This window comes from Citrobacter sp. MGH103 (genome assembly GCF_001034475.2).
GTDB lineage: Bacteria > Pseudomonadota > Gammaproteobacteria > Enterobacterales > Enterobacteriaceae > Citrobacter > Citrobacter freundii.
Window position 1 is genome coordinate 566,921 of sequence record NZ_CP073043.1, and the last position, 14,926, is coordinate 581,846.

17 protein-coding genes are annotated in these 14,926 nt (G+C 52.5%); 7 read left to right on the forward strand and 10 right to left on the reverse strand.

What is annotated here, in order from left to right; genetic code table 11:
* The first annotated feature begins 15 nt into the window (after positions 1–15).
* The 6 genes from tdcD (at position 16) to SK33_RS02820 (ending at position 8,358) form a co-directional block, all read left to right on the forward strand.
* Entirely contained in the window at positions 16–1,224 is a 1,209-nt protein-coding gene (tdcD, locus tag SK33_RS02795) for a propionate kinase (protein WP_048218689.1), read from the forward strand.
* A 28-nt stretch (positions 1,225–1,252) separates the two neighbouring features.
* Positions 1,253–3,547, forward strand: a complete 2,295-nt coding sequence (gene pflB, locus SK33_RS02800) for a formate C-acetyltransferase (protein ID WP_003024871.1) — start codon at positions 1,253–1,255, stop codon at positions 3,545–3,547.
* A 13-nt stretch (positions 3,548–3,560) separates the two neighbouring features.
* Positions 3,561–3,956: an enamine/imine deaminase gene (locus SK33_RS02805; RefSeq protein ID WP_003024870.1), complete on the forward strand. Its 396-nt coding sequence runs from the start codon at positions 3,561–3,563 to the stop codon at positions 3,954–3,956.
* Between the two features lie 87 nt (positions 3,957–4,043).
* Positions 4,044–5,408 (forward strand): L-serine ammonia-lyase, encoded by a 1,365-nt coding sequence (gene tdcG / locus SK33_RS02810; protein WP_048218687.1) that lies wholly within the window; start codon positions 4,044–4,046, stop codon positions 5,406–5,408.
* Between the two features lie 283 nt (positions 5,409–5,691).
* The gene (locus SK33_RS02815) at positions 5,692–7,023 is read left to right on the forward strand and encodes an amino acid permease (RefSeq protein WP_016151027.1); all 1,332 of its coding nucleotides are present in this window, start codon (positions 5,692–5,694) and stop codon (positions 7,021–7,023) included.
* Between the two features lie 24 nt (positions 7,024–7,047).
* Positions 7,048–8,358: an L-cysteine desulfidase family protein gene (locus SK33_RS02820; protein WP_003841509.1), complete on the forward strand. Its 1,311-nt coding sequence runs from the start codon at positions 7,048–7,050 to the stop codon at positions 8,356–8,358.
* Between the two features lie 54 nt (positions 8,359–8,412).
* Here the strand turns inward: SK33_RS02820 and SK33_RS02825 are convergent, their stop codons facing one another.
* Positions 8,413–8,562 (reverse strand): hypothetical protein, encoded by a 150-nt coding sequence (locus SK33_RS02825; protein WP_086504593.1) that lies wholly within the window; start codon positions 8,560–8,562, stop codon positions 8,413–8,415.
* Between the two features lie 26 nt (positions 8,563–8,588).
* The gene (locus tag SK33_RS02830) at positions 8,589–9,290 is read right to left on the reverse strand and encodes a pirin family protein (RefSeq protein ID WP_003024860.1); all 702 of its coding nucleotides are present in this window, start codon (positions 9,288–9,290) and stop codon (positions 8,589–8,591) included.
* A gap of 104 nt (positions 9,291–9,394) precedes the next feature.
* Here SK33_RS02830 and yhaJ point away from each other — a divergent pair, with 104 nt between their 5' ends.
* A complete protein-coding gene (gene yhaJ, locus SK33_RS02835) occupies positions 9,395–10,291 on the forward strand; it encodes a DNA-binding transcriptional regulator YhaJ (protein WP_003024855.1) in 897 nt (298 codons plus the stop codon).
* 37 nt (positions 10,292–10,328) lie between these two features.
* Here the strand turns inward: yhaJ and SK33_RS02840 are convergent, their stop codons facing one another.
* The 8 genes from SK33_RS02840 to mzrA all read right to left on the reverse strand — a co-directional run bounded on the left by SK33_RS02840 (position 10,329) and on the right by mzrA (position 14,923).
* Complete coding sequence (locus tag SK33_RS02840; protein WP_003024853.1) at positions 10,329–10,694, reverse strand: DUF805 domain-containing protein; 366 nt, start codon at positions 10,692–10,694, stop codon at positions 10,329–10,331.
* A gap of 667 nt (positions 10,695–11,361) precedes the next feature.
* A complete protein-coding gene (yqjG, locus tag SK33_RS02845) occupies positions 11,362–12,348 on the reverse strand; it encodes a glutathionyl-hydroquinone reductase YqjG (protein ID WP_032950281.1) in 987 nt (328 codons plus the stop codon).
* A gap of 71 nt (positions 12,349–12,419) precedes the next feature.
* Entirely contained in the window at positions 12,420–12,812 is a 393-nt protein-coding gene (locus SK33_RS02850) for a DoxX family protein (RefSeq protein ID WP_003024847.1), read from the reverse strand.
* 174 nt (positions 12,813–12,986) lie between these two features.
* Positions 12,987–13,286: a YqjK-like family protein gene (locus tag SK33_RS02855; protein WP_003024845.1), complete on the reverse strand. Its 300-nt coding sequence runs from the start codon at positions 13,284–13,286 to the stop codon at positions 12,987–12,989.
* Positions 13,286–13,681, reverse strand: a complete 396-nt coding sequence (locus SK33_RS02860) for a phage holin family protein (RefSeq protein ID WP_003024834.1) — start codon at positions 13,679–13,681, stop codon at positions 13,286–13,288. The genes SK33_RS02855 and SK33_RS02860 overlap by 1 nt, the downstream gene beginning before the upstream one ends.
* 2 nt (positions 13,682–13,683) lie before the next feature.
* On the reverse strand, positions 13,684–13,989 hold the full coding sequence (locus tag SK33_RS02865; RefSeq protein WP_003024832.1) for a DUF883 family protein: 306 nt from the start codon (positions 13,987–13,989) through the stop codon (positions 13,684–13,686).
* A gap of 33 nt (positions 13,990–14,022) precedes the next feature.
* Positions 14,023–14,391 carry a DUF1090 domain-containing protein gene (locus SK33_RS02870; RefSeq protein ID WP_003024825.1) on the reverse strand — a complete coding sequence of 123 codons (369 nt, stop codon included), beginning with the start codon at positions 14,389–14,391 and terminating at the stop codon, positions 14,023–14,025.
* Positions 14,392–14,539: 148 nt separating this feature from the next.
* The gene (gene mzrA, locus SK33_RS02875) at positions 14,540–14,923 is read right to left on the reverse strand and encodes an EnvZ/OmpR regulon moderator MzrA (RefSeq protein WP_003024822.1); all 384 of its coding nucleotides are present in this window, start codon (positions 14,921–14,923) and stop codon (positions 14,540–14,542) included.
* Positions 14,924–14,926 lie beyond the last annotated feature (3 nt).

The window sequence follows — 14,926 nt, forward strand, 5'->3', positions numbered from 1 at the left end:
GAGCGGAGTAGTGAAATGAATGAGTTTCCGGTAGTACTGGTTATTAACTGTGGTTCGTCTTCCATTAAATTCTCAGTGCTGGATGCAGCTAACTGTGAAGTTTTAATGGCGGGAATCGCGGACGGTATTAACTCTGAAAATGCGTTCATAGCAATTAATGGAGGAGAGCCAGCTAAGCTGGCTCACCACAGCTACGAAGACGCATTAAAAGCAATTGCCGTTGAACTAGAGAAACGTAATTTAATGGACAGCGTGGCCTTAATTGGCCACCGCATTGCACACGGCGGAAATATCTTTACCGAATCAGCAATTATTACTGACGAAGTTATTGATAATATCCGCCGGGTATCGCCGCTAGCACCGTTACATAATTATGCGAACCTGAGTGGGATCGAATCTGCTCAGCACCTTTTCCCAGGCGTACAGCAGGTTGCGGTATTTGATACAAGCTTCCACCAGACGATGGCCCCTGAAGCCTATTTGTACGGTTTACCGTGGAAATATTTCGAAGAGTTGGGCGTTCGTCGTTACGGCTTCCACGGCACGTCGCATCGCTATGTTTCTCAGCAAGCGCATGACCTTCTCGACCTGCAGAGTGATGACTCGGGTCTGGTTGTGGCTCACCTGGGGAACGGTGCGTCAATCTGTGCGGTGCGTAACGGGCAGAGCGTTGATACCTCAATGGGCATGACGCCGCTGGAAGGGTTGATGATGGGGACACGCAGCGGCGACGTCGATTTCGGCGCGATGGCGTGGATTGCCAGCGAAACCAACCAGACGCTGAGCGACCTTGAGCGCGTAGTGAATAAAGAGTCCGGTTTACTGGGTATTTCCGGTTTGTCTTCTGACTTACGTACGTTAGAAAAAGCCTGGCACGAGGGACATGAGCGTGCGCAGCTGGCGATTAAAACGTTTGTGCATCGTATCGCGCGTCATATCGCCGGCCATGCCGCATCGTTGCATCGTCTTGATGGGATTATTTTCACTGGTGGAATAGGTGAGAACTCGGTATTAATTCGTCGTCTGGTTATTGAGCACCTTGCCGTTTTAGGCGTGAATATCGACAACGAAATGAATAGTCTGCCAAATTCCCATGGTGAAAGAATTATCTCAAATAAAGATGCTCGTGTTATTTGTGCGGTTATTCCCACAAATGAAGAGAAAATGATTGCACGTGATGCCATTGCGTTAGGCAAAATTAATACTCCAGTAGCATTTGCATAATTAATTTTCAGCAGAGAGATTATTTTTCATGAAGGTAAATATCGATACCAGCGATATGCTGTATGCCGAAGCCTGGAATGGCTTTAAAGGTACGGACTGGAAAGAAGAAATTAATGTCCGTGATTTTATTCAGCACAACTATACGCCTTATGAAGGGGATGAATCTTTCCTCGCCGAAGCAACGCCTGCGACCACTGCATTGTGGGAAAAAGTGATGGCGGGCATCCGTATTGAAAACTCGACGCACGCGCCGGTTGATTTCGATACTAATATTGCTACCACGATAACCGCGCATGATGCGGGTTATATTGAACAAGAACTGGAAAAAATCGTTGGTCTGCAAACGGATAAGCCGCTCAAGCGCGCTCTGCATCCGTTTGGTGGCATCAACATGATCAAAAGCTCTTTTGATGCTTATGGTCGTGAGATGGATGCTGATTTTGAATACCAGTTTACTGAACTGCGTAAAACCCATAACCAGGGCGTATTCGACGCCTACTCTCCGGATATGCTGCGCTGCCGTAAATCCGGCGTACTGACCGGTCTGCCGGATGGCTATGGCCGTGGCCGTATCATCGGTGACTATCGCCGCGTGGCGCTGTACGGTATCCGCTACCTGGTGCGCGAGCGTGAACTGCAGTTTGCCGATCTCCAGTCGAACCTGGAGTGGGGCCAGAATCTTGAAGCCACGATTCGCCTGCGTGAAGAGCTGTCTGAGCACCGTCGCGCTCTGCTGCAAATGCAGGAAATGGCTGCGAAATACGGCTGTGATATCTCTCGTCCGGCGCGTAATGCGCAGGAAGCAGTGCAGTGGGTGTACTTTGCTTACCTGGCTGCGGTGAAATCGCAGAACGGCGGCGCGATGTCGCTGGGCCGTACCGCATCGTTCCTAGACATCTACATTGAGCGCGATTTCAAAGCGGGGATTTTAAACGAGCAGCAGGCGCAGGAGCTGATCGACCACTTCATTATGAAGATCCGTATGGTGCGCTTCCTGCGTACGCCGGAATTCGACACCCTGTTCTCAGGCGACCCTATCTGGGCGACCGAAGTTATCGGTGGTATGGGGCTTGATGGCCGCACGCTGGTGACGAAGAACTCGTTCCGCTATCTGCATACGCTGCACACCATGGGCCCGGCACCAGAGCCGAACCTGACGGTGCTGTGGTCTGAACAGCTACCAATCGCCTTTAAAAAGTACGCTGCCCAGGTGTCGATCATCACCTCGTCTTTGCAGTATGAAAACGACGATTTGATGCGTGCCGACTTTGACAGCGATGACTATGCCATTGCCTGCTGCGTCAGCCCGATGGTTATCGGCAAACAAATGCAGTTCTTCGGGGCGCGTGCCAACCTCGCTAAAACGTTGCTGTACGCAATCAACGGCGGCGTGGATGAGAAGCTGAAAATCCAGGTCGGGCCGAAAACGGCACCACTGATGGATGACGTGCTGGACTACGACACGGTGATGGAGAGCCTGGACCACTTTATGGACTGGCTGGCCGTGCAGTACATCAGCGCACTGAACATCATCCACTACATGCACGACAAGTACAGCTACGAAGCTTCGCTGATGGCGCTGCACGATCGTGATGTCTATCGCACGATGGCCTGTGGTATGGCGGGTCTGTCCGTGGCGGCGGATTCTCTGTCGGCTATCAAATATGCTCGCGTGAAACCGATTCGCGATGAAAACGGCCTGGCAATTGATTTCGAAATCGAAGGCGACTATCCGCAATACGGCAACAACGACGAGCGCGTAGACAGTATTGCCTGCGACCTGGTCGAACGCTTTATGAAGAAAATTAAAGTGTTGCCAACCTACCGTAACGCGGTGCCGACGCAGTCCATTCTGACCATCACCTCCAACGTGGTGTACGGACAGAAAACTGGTAACACGCCGGACGGACGTCGCGCAGGTACGCCGTTTGCGCCAGGGGCAAACCCGATGCACGGCCGCGATCGTAAAGGTGCGGTGGCGTCGTTAACCTCGGTCGCCAAACTGCCGTTCACCTATGCCAAAGACGGTATCTCGTACACCTTCTCCATTGTACCGGCAGCGCTGGGCAAAGAGGATGGAGTGCGTAAAACCAACCTGGTCGGTCTGCTGGACGGTTACTTCCACCATGAAGCGCATGTGGAAGGTGGGCAGCATCTGAACGTTAACGTTATGAACCGTGAAATGTTGATGGATGCCATTGAGCACCCGGAAAACTATCCGAACCTGACGATCCGCGTGTCTGGCTATGCGGTGCGCTTCAACGCGCTGACCCGTGAACAGCAGCAGGATGTTATTTCACGTACTTTCACCCAGGCGCTCTGACGCCGGAGGGACTATGAGAAAAGTTATTGCAACCGAATGTGCGCCAGGGGCTATCGGGCCTTACGTACAGGGGGTGGATCTGGGCAGCATGGTGTTGACGTCAGGTCAAATCCCGGTGTGTCCACAGACCGGTGAAGTGGCTGAAAACGTATCCGATCAGGCGCGTCAAAGCCTGGAAAACGTGAAAGCGATTGTCGAGTCTGCAGGTTTGAAAGTGAGCGATATCGTCAAGACCACCGTTTTCGTTTCCGACCTGAACGACTTCGCCACCATCAATCAGGTGTACCAGCAGTTCTTTGATGAGCATAAGGCAATCTACCCTACGCGCAGCTGCGTGCAGGTCGCCCGCTTACCCAAGGATGTGAAGCTGGAGATTGAAGCCATCGCCGTACGTGGCGACACGCTGTAATCCCTTGCGGGGCGATCTCAGGAGCGCCCCGATCCTTAATGAGTGTGAAACCTGGTCTTCACTGAACGGCAATCCGAGGGTGTGGATATGATTAGCGCATTCGATATTTTCAAGATTGGCATTGGACCTTCCAGCTCCCATACCGTGGGGCCAATGAACGCAGGTAAAAGCTTTATCGATCTGTTGGTCAGCAGCGGGGAACTCCCCAAAGCTACGCATATTGTGGTCGATCTTTATGGATCGCTTTCCCTGACCGGAAAAGGTCATGCGACAGATGTCGCCATCATGATGGGACTGGCCGGTAACAGTCCACAAAATGTTAATATAGATTCTATCGCTGGTTTTACTCAGGAAGTGGCCCGTACCGGACGTTTACCGGTTGCAGAGGGCACGCATGTTGTCGATTTTTCCCCAGACAAAAATATTCTCTTTCATACCGAAACGCTGCCACGCCATGAAAATGGCATGCGTATCACCGCATGGAACGGCACCGAGACGCTATTAAGCAAAACCTATTACTCCATCGGCGGTGGTTTTATCGTTGAAGAGGAGCAATTTGGTCAGGCGCATGATGTTGAAGCACACGTGCCCTACAATTTTCATTCCGCCAGCGAACTGCTGAAACTGTGCGAGCGCAACGGGCTGTCTGTTTCCGGCCTGATGATGCAAAACGAACTGGCGATGCGCAGCAAAGAAGAAATCGATGCTGGCTTTGCTGCCATTTGGGACGTTATGCACGCTGGAATTGAGCGCGGCATGAACACCGAAGGCGTTCTGCCGGGTCCACTGAACGTCCCGCGCCGCGCCGTGGCATTACGTCGGTTGCTGGTTTCCAGCGATAACCTGTCCAGCGACCCGATGAACGTTATCGACTGGATCAACATGTTTGCGCTGGCCGTGAGCGAAGAAAACGCCGCCGGATGCCGGGTTGTGACGGCACCGACCAATGGAGCATGTGGGATTATCCCTGCTGTCCTGGCCTATTACGACAAGTTCCGCCGCCCGGTGAATGCAAACTCCATTGCTCGCTACTTACTGGCCGCGGGGGCGATAGGCGCGCTGTATAAGATGAACGCCTCTATTTCTGGTGCCGAAGTGGGTTGCCAGGGGGAAATTGGCGTCGCTTGTTCAATGGCAGCAGCCGGGCTGACCGAGTTGCTCGGCGGTAGCCCGTCTCAGGTGTGTATTGCGGCGGAAATCGCCATGGAGCATAACCTGGGACTGACCTGCGATCCGGTCGCCGGACAGGTACAAATACCGTGTATTGAGCGCAATGCGATCAACGCGGTAAAAGCCGTCAACGCCGCGCGTATGGCGCTACGTCGAACATCTGAGCCACGCGTTTCGCTCGATAAAGTGATCGAGACTATGTATGAAACGGGCAAAGATATGAACGACAAATACCGTGAAACGTCACGTGGTGGTCTGGCTATCAAAGTGATTTGCACTTAACTAAATTTGTGTTTATTTCTCCTTTGGGCGCACTTGAGTGCGCCCTTTTTTTTGTTGTGATCTGCTTCAAAAAGGGAAATTAATCCTATTTTGTAAATATAAAATAGAAAAATTTTATTAAACATTATGAAATGAGTGGGTATTTATGTGAAGTTTTTCTCTGACCCTCGGCGTATGATTTCTCCATTCTAACGAACTCGCCTGCACGACTCGTACCGCGTATCGCATTGATGCGGAACGGAAAAATAATAAAACCTTACCCTACATTTTGAGCGAGATTTTTATGGAAACGGCAACGAATAACAGCGTAATACTTGACGCATCTGCTCCGGCGCGTCGGGCGGGGATGACCGAAAGTGAATGGCGTGAAGCCATTAAATTCGACAGCATGGACACTGGCTGGGTCATTATGAGTATCGGTATGGCAATTGGCGCGGGGATTGTTTTTCTTCCCGTCCAGGTAGGATTGATGGGGCTGTGGGTGTTCTTACTCTCTTCTATCATCGGCTATCCAGCCATGTATTTGTTCCAGCGCCTGTTTATCAACACGCTGGCTGAGTCCCCAGAGTGTAAAGACTACCCGAGCGTGATCAGCGGCTATCTGGGTAAGAACTGGGGCATCCTGTTAGGTGCGTTGTATTTTGTGATGCTGGTTATCTGGATGTTTGTCTATTCCACCGCCATCACCAACGATAGCGCCTCTTATCTGCACACGTTTGGCGTTACTGAAGGTTTACTGTCCGACAGCCCGTTCTATGGCCTGGTGCTGATTTGCATCCTGGTGGCCATCTCGTCACGCGGGGAAAAACTGCTGTTTAAAATCTCCACCGGCATGGTGCTGACCAAGCTGCTGGTAGTGGCAGCGCTTGGCGTATCGATGGTTGGGATGTGGCATTTGTATAACGTAGGTTTACTGCCGCCGATGGCGCTGCTGATCAAAAACGCGATCATAACATTGCCATTTACGCTGACCTCAATTCTGTTTATTCAAACATTAAGCCCGATGGTTATCTCGTATCGTTCTCGCAACAAATCCATTGAAGTGGCGCGCCATAAAGCCCTGCGAGCGATGAATATCGCGTTCGGTATTCTGTTCGTGACCGTCTTTTTCTACGCCGTTTCCTTCACGTTGGCGATGGGCCATGACGAAGCGGTTAAAGCTTATGAGCAGAATATTTCCGCTCTGGCGATTGCCGCGCAGTTTATCAGCGGTGCGGGTGCTGGTTGGGTGAAAATCGTCAGCGTAGTTTTGAACATCTTTGCCGTTATGACCGCTTTCTTCGGCGTCTACTTAGGTTTCCGTGAAGCGACTCAGGGGATCGTAATGAACGTGCTGCGCCGCAAAATGCCAGCCGAGAAAATTAACGAAACCCTGGTTCAGCGCGGCATTATGATTTTTGCCATCCTGCTGGCCTGGAGTGCAATTGTGCTCAATGCGCCGGTACTGAGCTTCACCTCTATTTGTAGTCCTATCTTCGGCATGGTGGGTTGTCTGATCCCGGCCTGGCTGGTCTACAAAGTTCCTTCACTGCACAAATACAAAGGCGCTTCCCTGTATCTGATTATTATCACGGGCCTGCTGCTGTGCGTTTCTCCGTTCCTGGCATTTTCCTGAGTTATCTGAGCAAAGGTTGTTGTTATGTTTGAGACTACATTGAATCCATTATGGGATAGTTTTATCCGCGCGGTACAGGAAGAGGTTAAGCCTGCGCTGGGTTGTACGGAACCTATCTCTCTGGCGCTGGCGGCAGCGGTCGCATCCTCTGAGCTGGACGGCGCGGTTGAACGTATTGATGCGTGGGTCTCACCGAACCTGATGAAAAACGGCATGGGCGTTACCGTGCCGGGTACTGGAATGGTCGGGTTACCTGTCGCGGCGGCGCTGGGTGCGCTGGGGGGAAATGCCCGTGCTGGTTTAGAGGTACTGAAAGATGCGTCGCCCCAAGCAATCGCTGATGCGAAAGCGATGTTGAGCGCTGGCAAGGTTGCGGTGATGCTGCAGGAACCTTGCGAGGATATCCTTTTTTCCCGCGCGAAGGTTTACAGCGCTGAAGGATGGGCTTGCGTGACGATTGTGGGCGGTCATACCAACATCGTCCACATCGAGACCAATAAGGGTGTAGTGTTCACCACAGAACAGAATGCTCAGGAAGAGGAGCTGGAGTCGCCGCTGGCGGTATTGTCTCACACATCGCTGGAAGAGATTCTGGCGTTCGTGAACGCGGTACCGTTTGAGTCGATCCGCTTTATTCTTGATGCGGCAAAGCTGAACGGTGCGCTGTCTCAGGAAGGGCTGCGCGGTAACTGGGGCTTGCACATCGGAACCACGCTTGAGAAGCAGTGCGCGCGTGGCCTGCTGGCGAACGATCTCTCCACCTCTATTTTGATCCGTACCAGTGCGGCATCGGATGCGCGAATGGGCGGGGCGACGCTGCCGGCCATGAGCAACTCCGGATCCGGCAATCAGGGTATTACCGCGACTGTTCCGGTCATGGTGGTGGCCGAGCACTTTGGCGCGGATGAGGAGAAACTGGCGCGGGCGCTGATGTTGTCTCACCTGAGCGCTATTTACATCCATCATCAGCTTCCGCGTTTGTCTGCGCTATGCGCGGCAACTACGGCGGCGATGGGCGCAGCAGCGGGGATGGCATGGATCGTGGATGGCCGCTACAACACCATCGCGATGGCGATCAGCAGCATGATTGGCGACGTGAGCGGAATGATTTGCGATGGCGCTTCAAACAGCTGCGCGATGAAAGTCTCAACCAGCGCATCTGCGGCGTGGAAAGCGGTGCTGATGGCACTGGATGATACTGCCGTAACCGGAAACGAAGGGATTGTGGCGCATAACGTGGAACAATCTATCGCTAACCTGTGTGCGCTGGCGTGTCGGTCGATGCAGGAAACCGACAAGCAGATCATTGAGATCATGGCCAGTAAGGCGCATTAATCTCCAGGTCGGGTAAGGCGTTGCCGCCACCCGGCATAAGTCTGAGCCGCCTTTTCAGGCGGCTTCTTCGTCTTCCAGCCGTAGTTCAGCATCGGCCACAATCGCTTCCAGCTCTGTCAGCATTTCTTCATAGCCGAAGGGAACCGTTTCCCGTTTTTTCAGCTCAACCTGTGGCTGGCGTTTTTTTGATGATTTCTTGCTCAATAGTCGTACTCCATTGTTTTCCCTGACTATACGGGCAAATCTATCAGCAAAGCGCGCAGCGGGGTATCGGCGACTAACGTTATGTTAGTTTCGTCACGAATAAATGCCCCATCGCCACAGGTGAGCGCTTCTTTTTCGGCGCCAGATGTCACCGCATGGAATCTGCCGTGAATCGACTGTAAATAAGCGCGTGGCCCATGTAACTGAAAACTCAGCGATTCACCTTGCTGGAGTTCAACGTGGTGCACCCATACCTGTTGGCGCAGATGCAGGCTGCCTTGTTCACCGTCCGGCGAGGCCAGCAGCTGATGCTTACCGGTACCCAGCGTGGCTTTCTGTACGCAGGCGTTTTCACGCTGCGGGCAGGCGTCCAGCCAGAGCTGCATCCGCGTTAACGGTTTGTCTTTGCTGATATTGTGTTCGCTATAGCTAATCCCGGGCTGTGTCGCGAGCAGTAAAACTTCGCCTGCTTTGGCCTTGATATGGTTGCCTTCGCTGTCTCGGTACTCTGCTTCCCCTTCAAGGATCAGATTGACGATATCCACCTTCGGATAGGTCCGCGGCTGGAAAGAGGCCCCCGGTGCCAGAACTTCCTGGTTCAGAACACGCAGCGAGGCATAACCCAGCAGTTTAGGATCAAAATAGTGTCCAAAGGAGAAGGTATAACGGGCCTGCAGCCAGCCGTAGTCTGCTTGCCCGCATTGTTTGGCTGTACGGGTAGTAATCATAGTTCTTGACCTCTCTTTACTTCCTTTTATGTTAAATGGCTAGACGCTGCATTGTTAGCCAGATATTCTGCCCGGTATGTTCAAATTTCCTGAATGAGAACGAGATGGCTAAAGAAAGGGCTTTAACGCTTGAGGCGTTACGCGTCATGGACGCAATAGACAGGCGCGGCAGCTTTGCCGCCGCCGCAGACGAACTGGGGCGCGTGCCTTCCGCACTTAGCTATACCATGCAGAAGCTGGAGGAAGAGCTGGACGTAGTGCTGTTTGACCGTTCAGGCCACCGCACAAAATTCACTAACGTCGGGCGTATGCTGCTGGAGCGTGGGCGCGTACTGCTGGAAGCTGCGGATAAACTGACTACCGATGCCGAAGCGCTGGCTCGCGGATGGGAAACGCATTTGACTATCGTTACCGAAGCACTGGTGCCAACGGCGGCGTTTTTCCCGCTGATCGACAGACTGGCCGGGAAGGCCAATACCCAGCTTTCCGTTATTACCGAAGTTCTGGCCGGGGCGTGGGAGCGTCTTGAGCAGGGGCGGGCGGATATCGTGATTGCGCCGGATATGCATTTTCGCTCATCTTCCGAAATCAACTCGCGCAAGCTGTACTCGCTGATGAACGTGTATGTGGCGGCACCGGATCATCCTATCCACCAGGAGCCGGAACCGTTATCGGAAGTCACCCGTGTGAAATACCGTGGGATCGCTGTGGCGGATACCGCACGTGAACGTCCGGTGCTGACCGTTCAACTGCTGGATAAACAGCCGCGTCTGACGGTGAGTACGATAGAAGATAAACGTCAGGCGCTGCTGGCCGGATTGGGCGTAGCGACAATGCCGTACCCGCTGGTGGAAGAGGATATTGCAGCTGGTCGACTGCGGGTCGTTAGTCCGGAATCGACAAGCGAGATAGATATTATTATGGCCTGGCGTCGTGACAGCATGGGCGAGGCGAAATCCTGGTGTCTGCGAGAAATTCCCAAGCTGTTTGCGGGTAAATAAGAAATACGCCCCTCCAACGGAAGGGGCGTATTTAAATTCAGGACAACTGTTTGGGGTCAGCGCCGAAGCGGTTACTCCCCGGAGTGCCGTTTTGACAGTTGAAAATGATGATCACCAACCAGCCGACGATCGGGATCAGCAGCACCAGCAGCCACCAGGCTGAACGATCCGTGTCATGTAAACGCCGAAACTGTACCGCCCACCACGGGATAAAGACCAGAACCCCGTAAATCGTCGTTAATATGCCTTCTCCTCCGGCGCGTTCCCAGCCAAGCATTCTGTCCAGAATGCCCAGCACGAACGTGAAGATGATGTTGACCAGCACAAACATCCAGTATTCTTTACGACGCGCGCGGCCACCAAACCCAAAGTAGTTCTTTAATACGTTTAAATACCAATCCATTTTTGCCTCGTTCTGCGTTCAATTACTTGTTTTTAAAGCAATCAAATTAAGAATAGCTGCGAATGGAATGCTGGTAAATATTTGTGTTGTTAATTATTTGGCCTCCAAACGGGCAATGCCGATCAGTTAAGCATGTATGGTGAACATGTGATTCTTGCTCAGGGTTCCGTTCACCTCATGTGCGTTGCTTCTCTGATATCTTTATACCCGTGAACGGGCAAGGGAGGCTCACCGCCGCCTCCCTTGCAACCCAGGCTCCCGGCGGGAAAATCGTTGCTGCGCGATGTATTCGTCTTATTCCGTCTGCCTGTCGGGTCGGAGCCGAGCCTGCGTCCATGCAGGCCGTCCCCTCTGCCCGCATGGATGCGGGTTCAGGGCGCGTTTTACAGGGACGTTTCCTCGCGCCCGACCCGGTAGCCTGGAGGAATAAGCGGAGGGTATTGCATAGCAACAATTTTCCTGCCGGGAGCCGGGATTGTAAAGGGCGTGGCGGAGAACGCCCTTTACACGTTCACAGGAATCGGTGCTTCAGAGAAACGATGAACATGAGGTGAACGGAACCCTTTCCCTGAAATAGCATATTCATTACCTCCGCCAGCACATGTTGATGCCTTTCGAAACTGAGGCGTTAACTGAACAGCATTACCCAAACGGAGGCCAGTGTAAATCAGGCGAAACGCTCGTCACGCCCATGAGGTTCGCTGAGATCCTGCCACGGGCCGATTGAAATAATACCGGTCGGGTTGATTGTTTTGTGGCTACGGAAGTAGTGATGACGGATATGGTCAAAGTTGACGGTCTCCGCAATGCCCGGCATCTGGTAGATATCGCGCAGAAAACCGTACAGATTCAGGTAATCACTGATGCGGTGTTTGTCGCACTTGAAGTGGGTGACATAAACCGGATCAAAGCGCACCAGCGTGGTCCACAGGCGAATATCGGCCTCAGTTAGCTGGTCACCGGTCAGGAAGCGATGCTGACCCAGGATCTGCTCCAGTCGTGCCAGAGATTGAAAGACTTTTTCCACGGCATCGTCGTAGGCTTCCTGGCTGGTGGCAAATCCCGCTTTATACACGCCGTTATTGACGTTGTCATAAATCCAGCCGTTCAGCTCGTCGATTTTGCTTTGCAGGGCAGGTGGATAGTAATCCCCGGCTTTCGCACCCAGCGCATCAAACGCAGTGTTAAACATGCGGATGATTTCTGCAGATTCGTTGCTGACAATAGTATGGTTTTTTTTGTCCCACAGTACCGGAACGGTCACCCGACCGCTGTAGTGCGGATCGGCGTGTAAATAGAGCTGATAAAGAAATTCGTGCTGATACAGGGTATCGCCGGTTGCCGCTGGGAAGTTGTCGTCAAAGGTCCAGCCGTTTTCCAGCATTAGCGGATGCACAACGGAAACGGAAATAAACGGTTCCAGCCCTTTAAGTTTACGCAAAATCAGTGTGCGATGTGCCCACGGACAGGCCAGAGAAACGTACAGATGATAACGGTCTTTTTCGGCAGCAAAGCCACCTTCACCGGTCTGGCCAGGCGTGCCATCTGCGGTGAGCCAGTTACGGAAAGCCGATGCAGAACGTTGAAATTTCCCACCGGTTGATTTGGTATCGTACCAGGTGTCATGCCAGACGCCGTCAATCAGTTGTCCCATTTTATCGTCTCCTCAGATAGCAAAAGCGAGGAGATATCTCCTCGCTTTTTGATGTGTTCAGTATAGTTTGCTTACCACTTTTTATTCAGTACGCGGTCAATACTGAATGCGCCCGGACCGGTGATAGCCAGCAGCAGGAAGCCGCCTGCGATGGTCAGGTTTTTCATAAACATCAGAGAGTTCACACCTTCCGCAAAGTTACTGTGGAAGAGGAACGCCGTCAGCAGCGTGAAGCCTGCGGTGAACAGCGCGGTAGTACGGGTCAGGAAACCGAACAGAATTGCCAGGCCGCCGCCAAACTCAAGCAGAATCACCAGCGGCAGCATAAATCCAGGGACGCCCATGGCTTCCATGTACTGTTGGGTACCTGCATATCCGGTGATTTTTCCCCAACCTGCGGTAATAAACAGGATTGGCATCAGAATGCGCGCTACCAGTACACCAACATCTTCTAATTTCTTCATCATACTCTCCAGGAAACCACTCAGGCGGCTTATTGTGTTTTTTTGTGCACCGGCGCTGCAGAGCGCGTCGTTGCTGTCGATGGAGAGAATCATAAACGTGCTTAGTGACAATTGTTAGCAAGGAAAACTGTCAGAAATTATCAAAAAATTTGAGGTTAGGTGGGAGTAGGGGGATTAGCCGCGCAACTGCTGCTGCCTGATGGTCGATTTCACCAGACGCCAGATGCTCCAGACGCTAAAGCCGCGTTTGGCCCAGCGTACCAGCAGATTTGGGTTACGGATGGTGCGAACCGCCATAATACTGCTCCCGACTAACACCCAGCCGCGCAGGTTCAACAGCGTCTTCCAGCCACGATCGTAGACCTCGGTGGCTTCCAGCCAGTCGCGGCGAGTAGCAGACAGATCCAGCCGTTGCTGCTGGATCTGTCCAAGCAGTTGCGCCTTACGTTGTTGACGTTCGACTTTACTGCTCATTATGCGTCATCCTCCAGAGCCCGCCTGTCGTTCGCGAGTTCATTGCGCGTATGGCGTAGCAGCGTTGTTTTACGCGCTTTACGCAGCGTCCATATCCCGCCAATCAGCGCTAACAGCAACAGCACTACGGTGGTGGCAATCATGGCGTTCAGGCGGTATTGAGGGTCAATGGCCCAGATGATAAGTACCATCAGGCTCATCAGGCCAAACGCCGCGAACAGCATAGTCAGCCCAAGCATCAGCAGGATCTGGATGAGGTTGGCTTTTTCCTCTTCCAGCTCAACGACGGCCAGCCGCAGCCGCGTCTCTACGATCTCAACGAGAATCGTCAGGATCCGCTGTCCAATACCCAGTACGCCTTTGCCTGGACCTTGTGCGTGTTGAGAATCAGCCATTGTTAACGGCGCGACAGCAGTACACCAAGCACCACACCGACTGCAGCGCCAATGCCGACGCCTGTCCATGGGTTTTCGCGCACGTAGTTATCGGCTTTAGCCGCGGCCTCACGGGTCTGTTTGGCAATCACATCGCTGGTTTCACTCAGACGATGGCGGCTCTCGCGCAGCGCATGTTCGGCTTTGCTGCGAATTTTACTCATCTCTTCCTTCGACTTATCGCCAGAAGAGCTAAGTACTTCTTCAAGCGTATCCGCAAGAGATTTCAGCTCAGCGCGCAGGTTTTCCGTAGCATTATCTTTCGACATAGTTTTCTCCAGTTGAGTGGCTAGTTACCGTACTTAGTAATCGCGGGTCTCGAGTTCTTTTAGCTCTTTCTGAGCTTCAGCAAGCTTGTGTTCGCGCTTAGCTACCTTATCCGCATCGCCTTTTTGCTTAGCTTCGGCTAAGTCACGTTGACGCTCGGCAATCTCATTTTTCTGCTCGGCGATTTTTTTCTGATGGTTGGCGCGCAGTTTGCTGTCAGTACAGTTTGCCCTGACTTCGCTCAGCGCTTTGTTCAGTCCATTGATGCGGCTCTGATTATTGTGTTTTTCGGCATAGCTAATCTCCCGCTGAATGTCTTGTTCTTTTTCCTGACAGAGGGTGTTGGCGTAGCTGCCGGCACTTAGAGCGAAAAGGCTAATTGCCAAAGCGATGCGGTATTTCATTCTTGAACCTTCCATTGTGATTCGACCTCGTCGTTTAGGGTCGATGCTCCAGAATAATAAAACGTTGGGTCATAAGCCCAGTTTATTAATCATAGGCGCTAAACGGTGAAATCACCAAAGTGAGTGATCTAATTCAGATTCCTGGAAATTAACCAAAGCGGTGTGGAGTATCACGTAAGCGGGATAACCACTGCACCGCCTGATTATCATCATCCTGCTGAGCGATAACGAAACCGTGCGGTAAAGTTCGATCAAGTACGACCTTTGCCGCTGCGCTCTGCGCGCTGGAATCAAAGGTAATCAGCAGTGCGTCATTTTGCGGAGTGATGCTTTTAAAACGAATGCCGTTGGCATCCAGGTGATGCCAGATAGAGAAGCCATCAGGCATGCTGGCTCCCTGGTTTACGGCACGAATGGCAAGCGTTGATTCCTGCTGGCGAATGACAGACCAGGTCAGGAGCAACGCGCCAATGAACAGCATAAAAGTGGTGGACCAGGCAAGTCGTCGGAGCGTTATGCATGGTTTCAGCATAAT

Bases quoted from the DNA above. Each gene is read 5' to 3' on its own strand.
- SK33_RS02820 (WP_003841509.1), top strand. From the start codon at position 7,048: ATGTTTGAGACTACATTGAATCCATTATGGGATAGTTTTATCCGCGCG.
- SK33_RS02865 (WP_003024832.1), bottom strand. From the start codon at position 13,989: ATGTCGAAAGATAATGCTACGGAAAACCTGCGCGCTGAGCTGAAATCT.
- pflB (WP_003024871.1), top strand. From the start codon at position 1,253: ATGAAGGTAAATATCGATACCAGCGATATGCTGTATGCCGAAGCCTGG.
- SK33_RS02840 (WP_003024853.1), bottom strand. From the start codon at position 10,694: ATGGATTGGTATTTAAACGTATTAAAGAACTACTTTGGGTTTGGTGGC.
- SK33_RS02805 (WP_003024870.1), top strand. From the start codon at position 3,561: ATGAGAAAAGTTATTGCAACCGAATGTGCGCCAGGGGCTATCGGGCCT.
- SK33_RS02855 (WP_003024845.1), bottom strand. From the start codon at position 13,286: ATGAGCAGTAAAGTCGAACGTCAACAACGTAAGGCGCAACTGCTTGGA.
- yqjG (WP_032950281.1), bottom strand. From the start codon at position 12,348: ATGGGACAACTGATTGACGGCGTCTGGCATGACACCTGGTACGATACC.
- yhaJ (WP_003024855.1), top strand. From the start codon at position 9,395: ATGGCTAAAGAAAGGGCTTTAACGCTTGAGGCGTTACGCGTCATGGAC.
- SK33_RS02815 (WP_016151027.1), top strand. From the start codon at position 5,692: ATGGAAACGGCAACGAATAACAGCGTAATACTTGACGCATCTGCTCCG.
- tdcD (WP_048218689.1), top strand. From the start codon at position 16: ATGAATGAGTTTCCGGTAGTACTGGTTATTAACTGTGGTTCGTCTTCC.
- SK33_RS02830 (WP_003024860.1), bottom strand. From the start codon at position 9,290: ATGATTACTACCCGTACAGCCAAACAATGCGGGCAAGCAGACTACGGC.
- SK33_RS02860 (WP_003024834.1), bottom strand. From the start codon at position 13,681: ATGGCTGATTCTCAACACGCACAAGGTCCAGGCAAAGGCGTACTGGGT.
- SK33_RS02870 (WP_003024825.1), bottom strand. From the start codon at position 14,391: ATGAAATACCGCATCGCTTTGGCAATTAGCCTTTTCGCTCTAAGTGCC.
- SK33_RS02850 (WP_003024847.1), bottom strand. From the start codon at position 12,812: ATGAAGAAATTAGAAGATGTTGGTGTACTGGTAGCGCGCATTCTGATG.
- tdcG (WP_048218687.1), top strand. From the start codon at position 4,044: ATGATTAGCGCATTCGATATTTTCAAGATTGGCATTGGACCTTCCAGC.
- mzrA (WP_003024822.1), bottom strand. From the start codon at position 14,923: ATGCTGAAACCATGCATAACGCTCCGACGACTTGCCTGGTCCACCACT.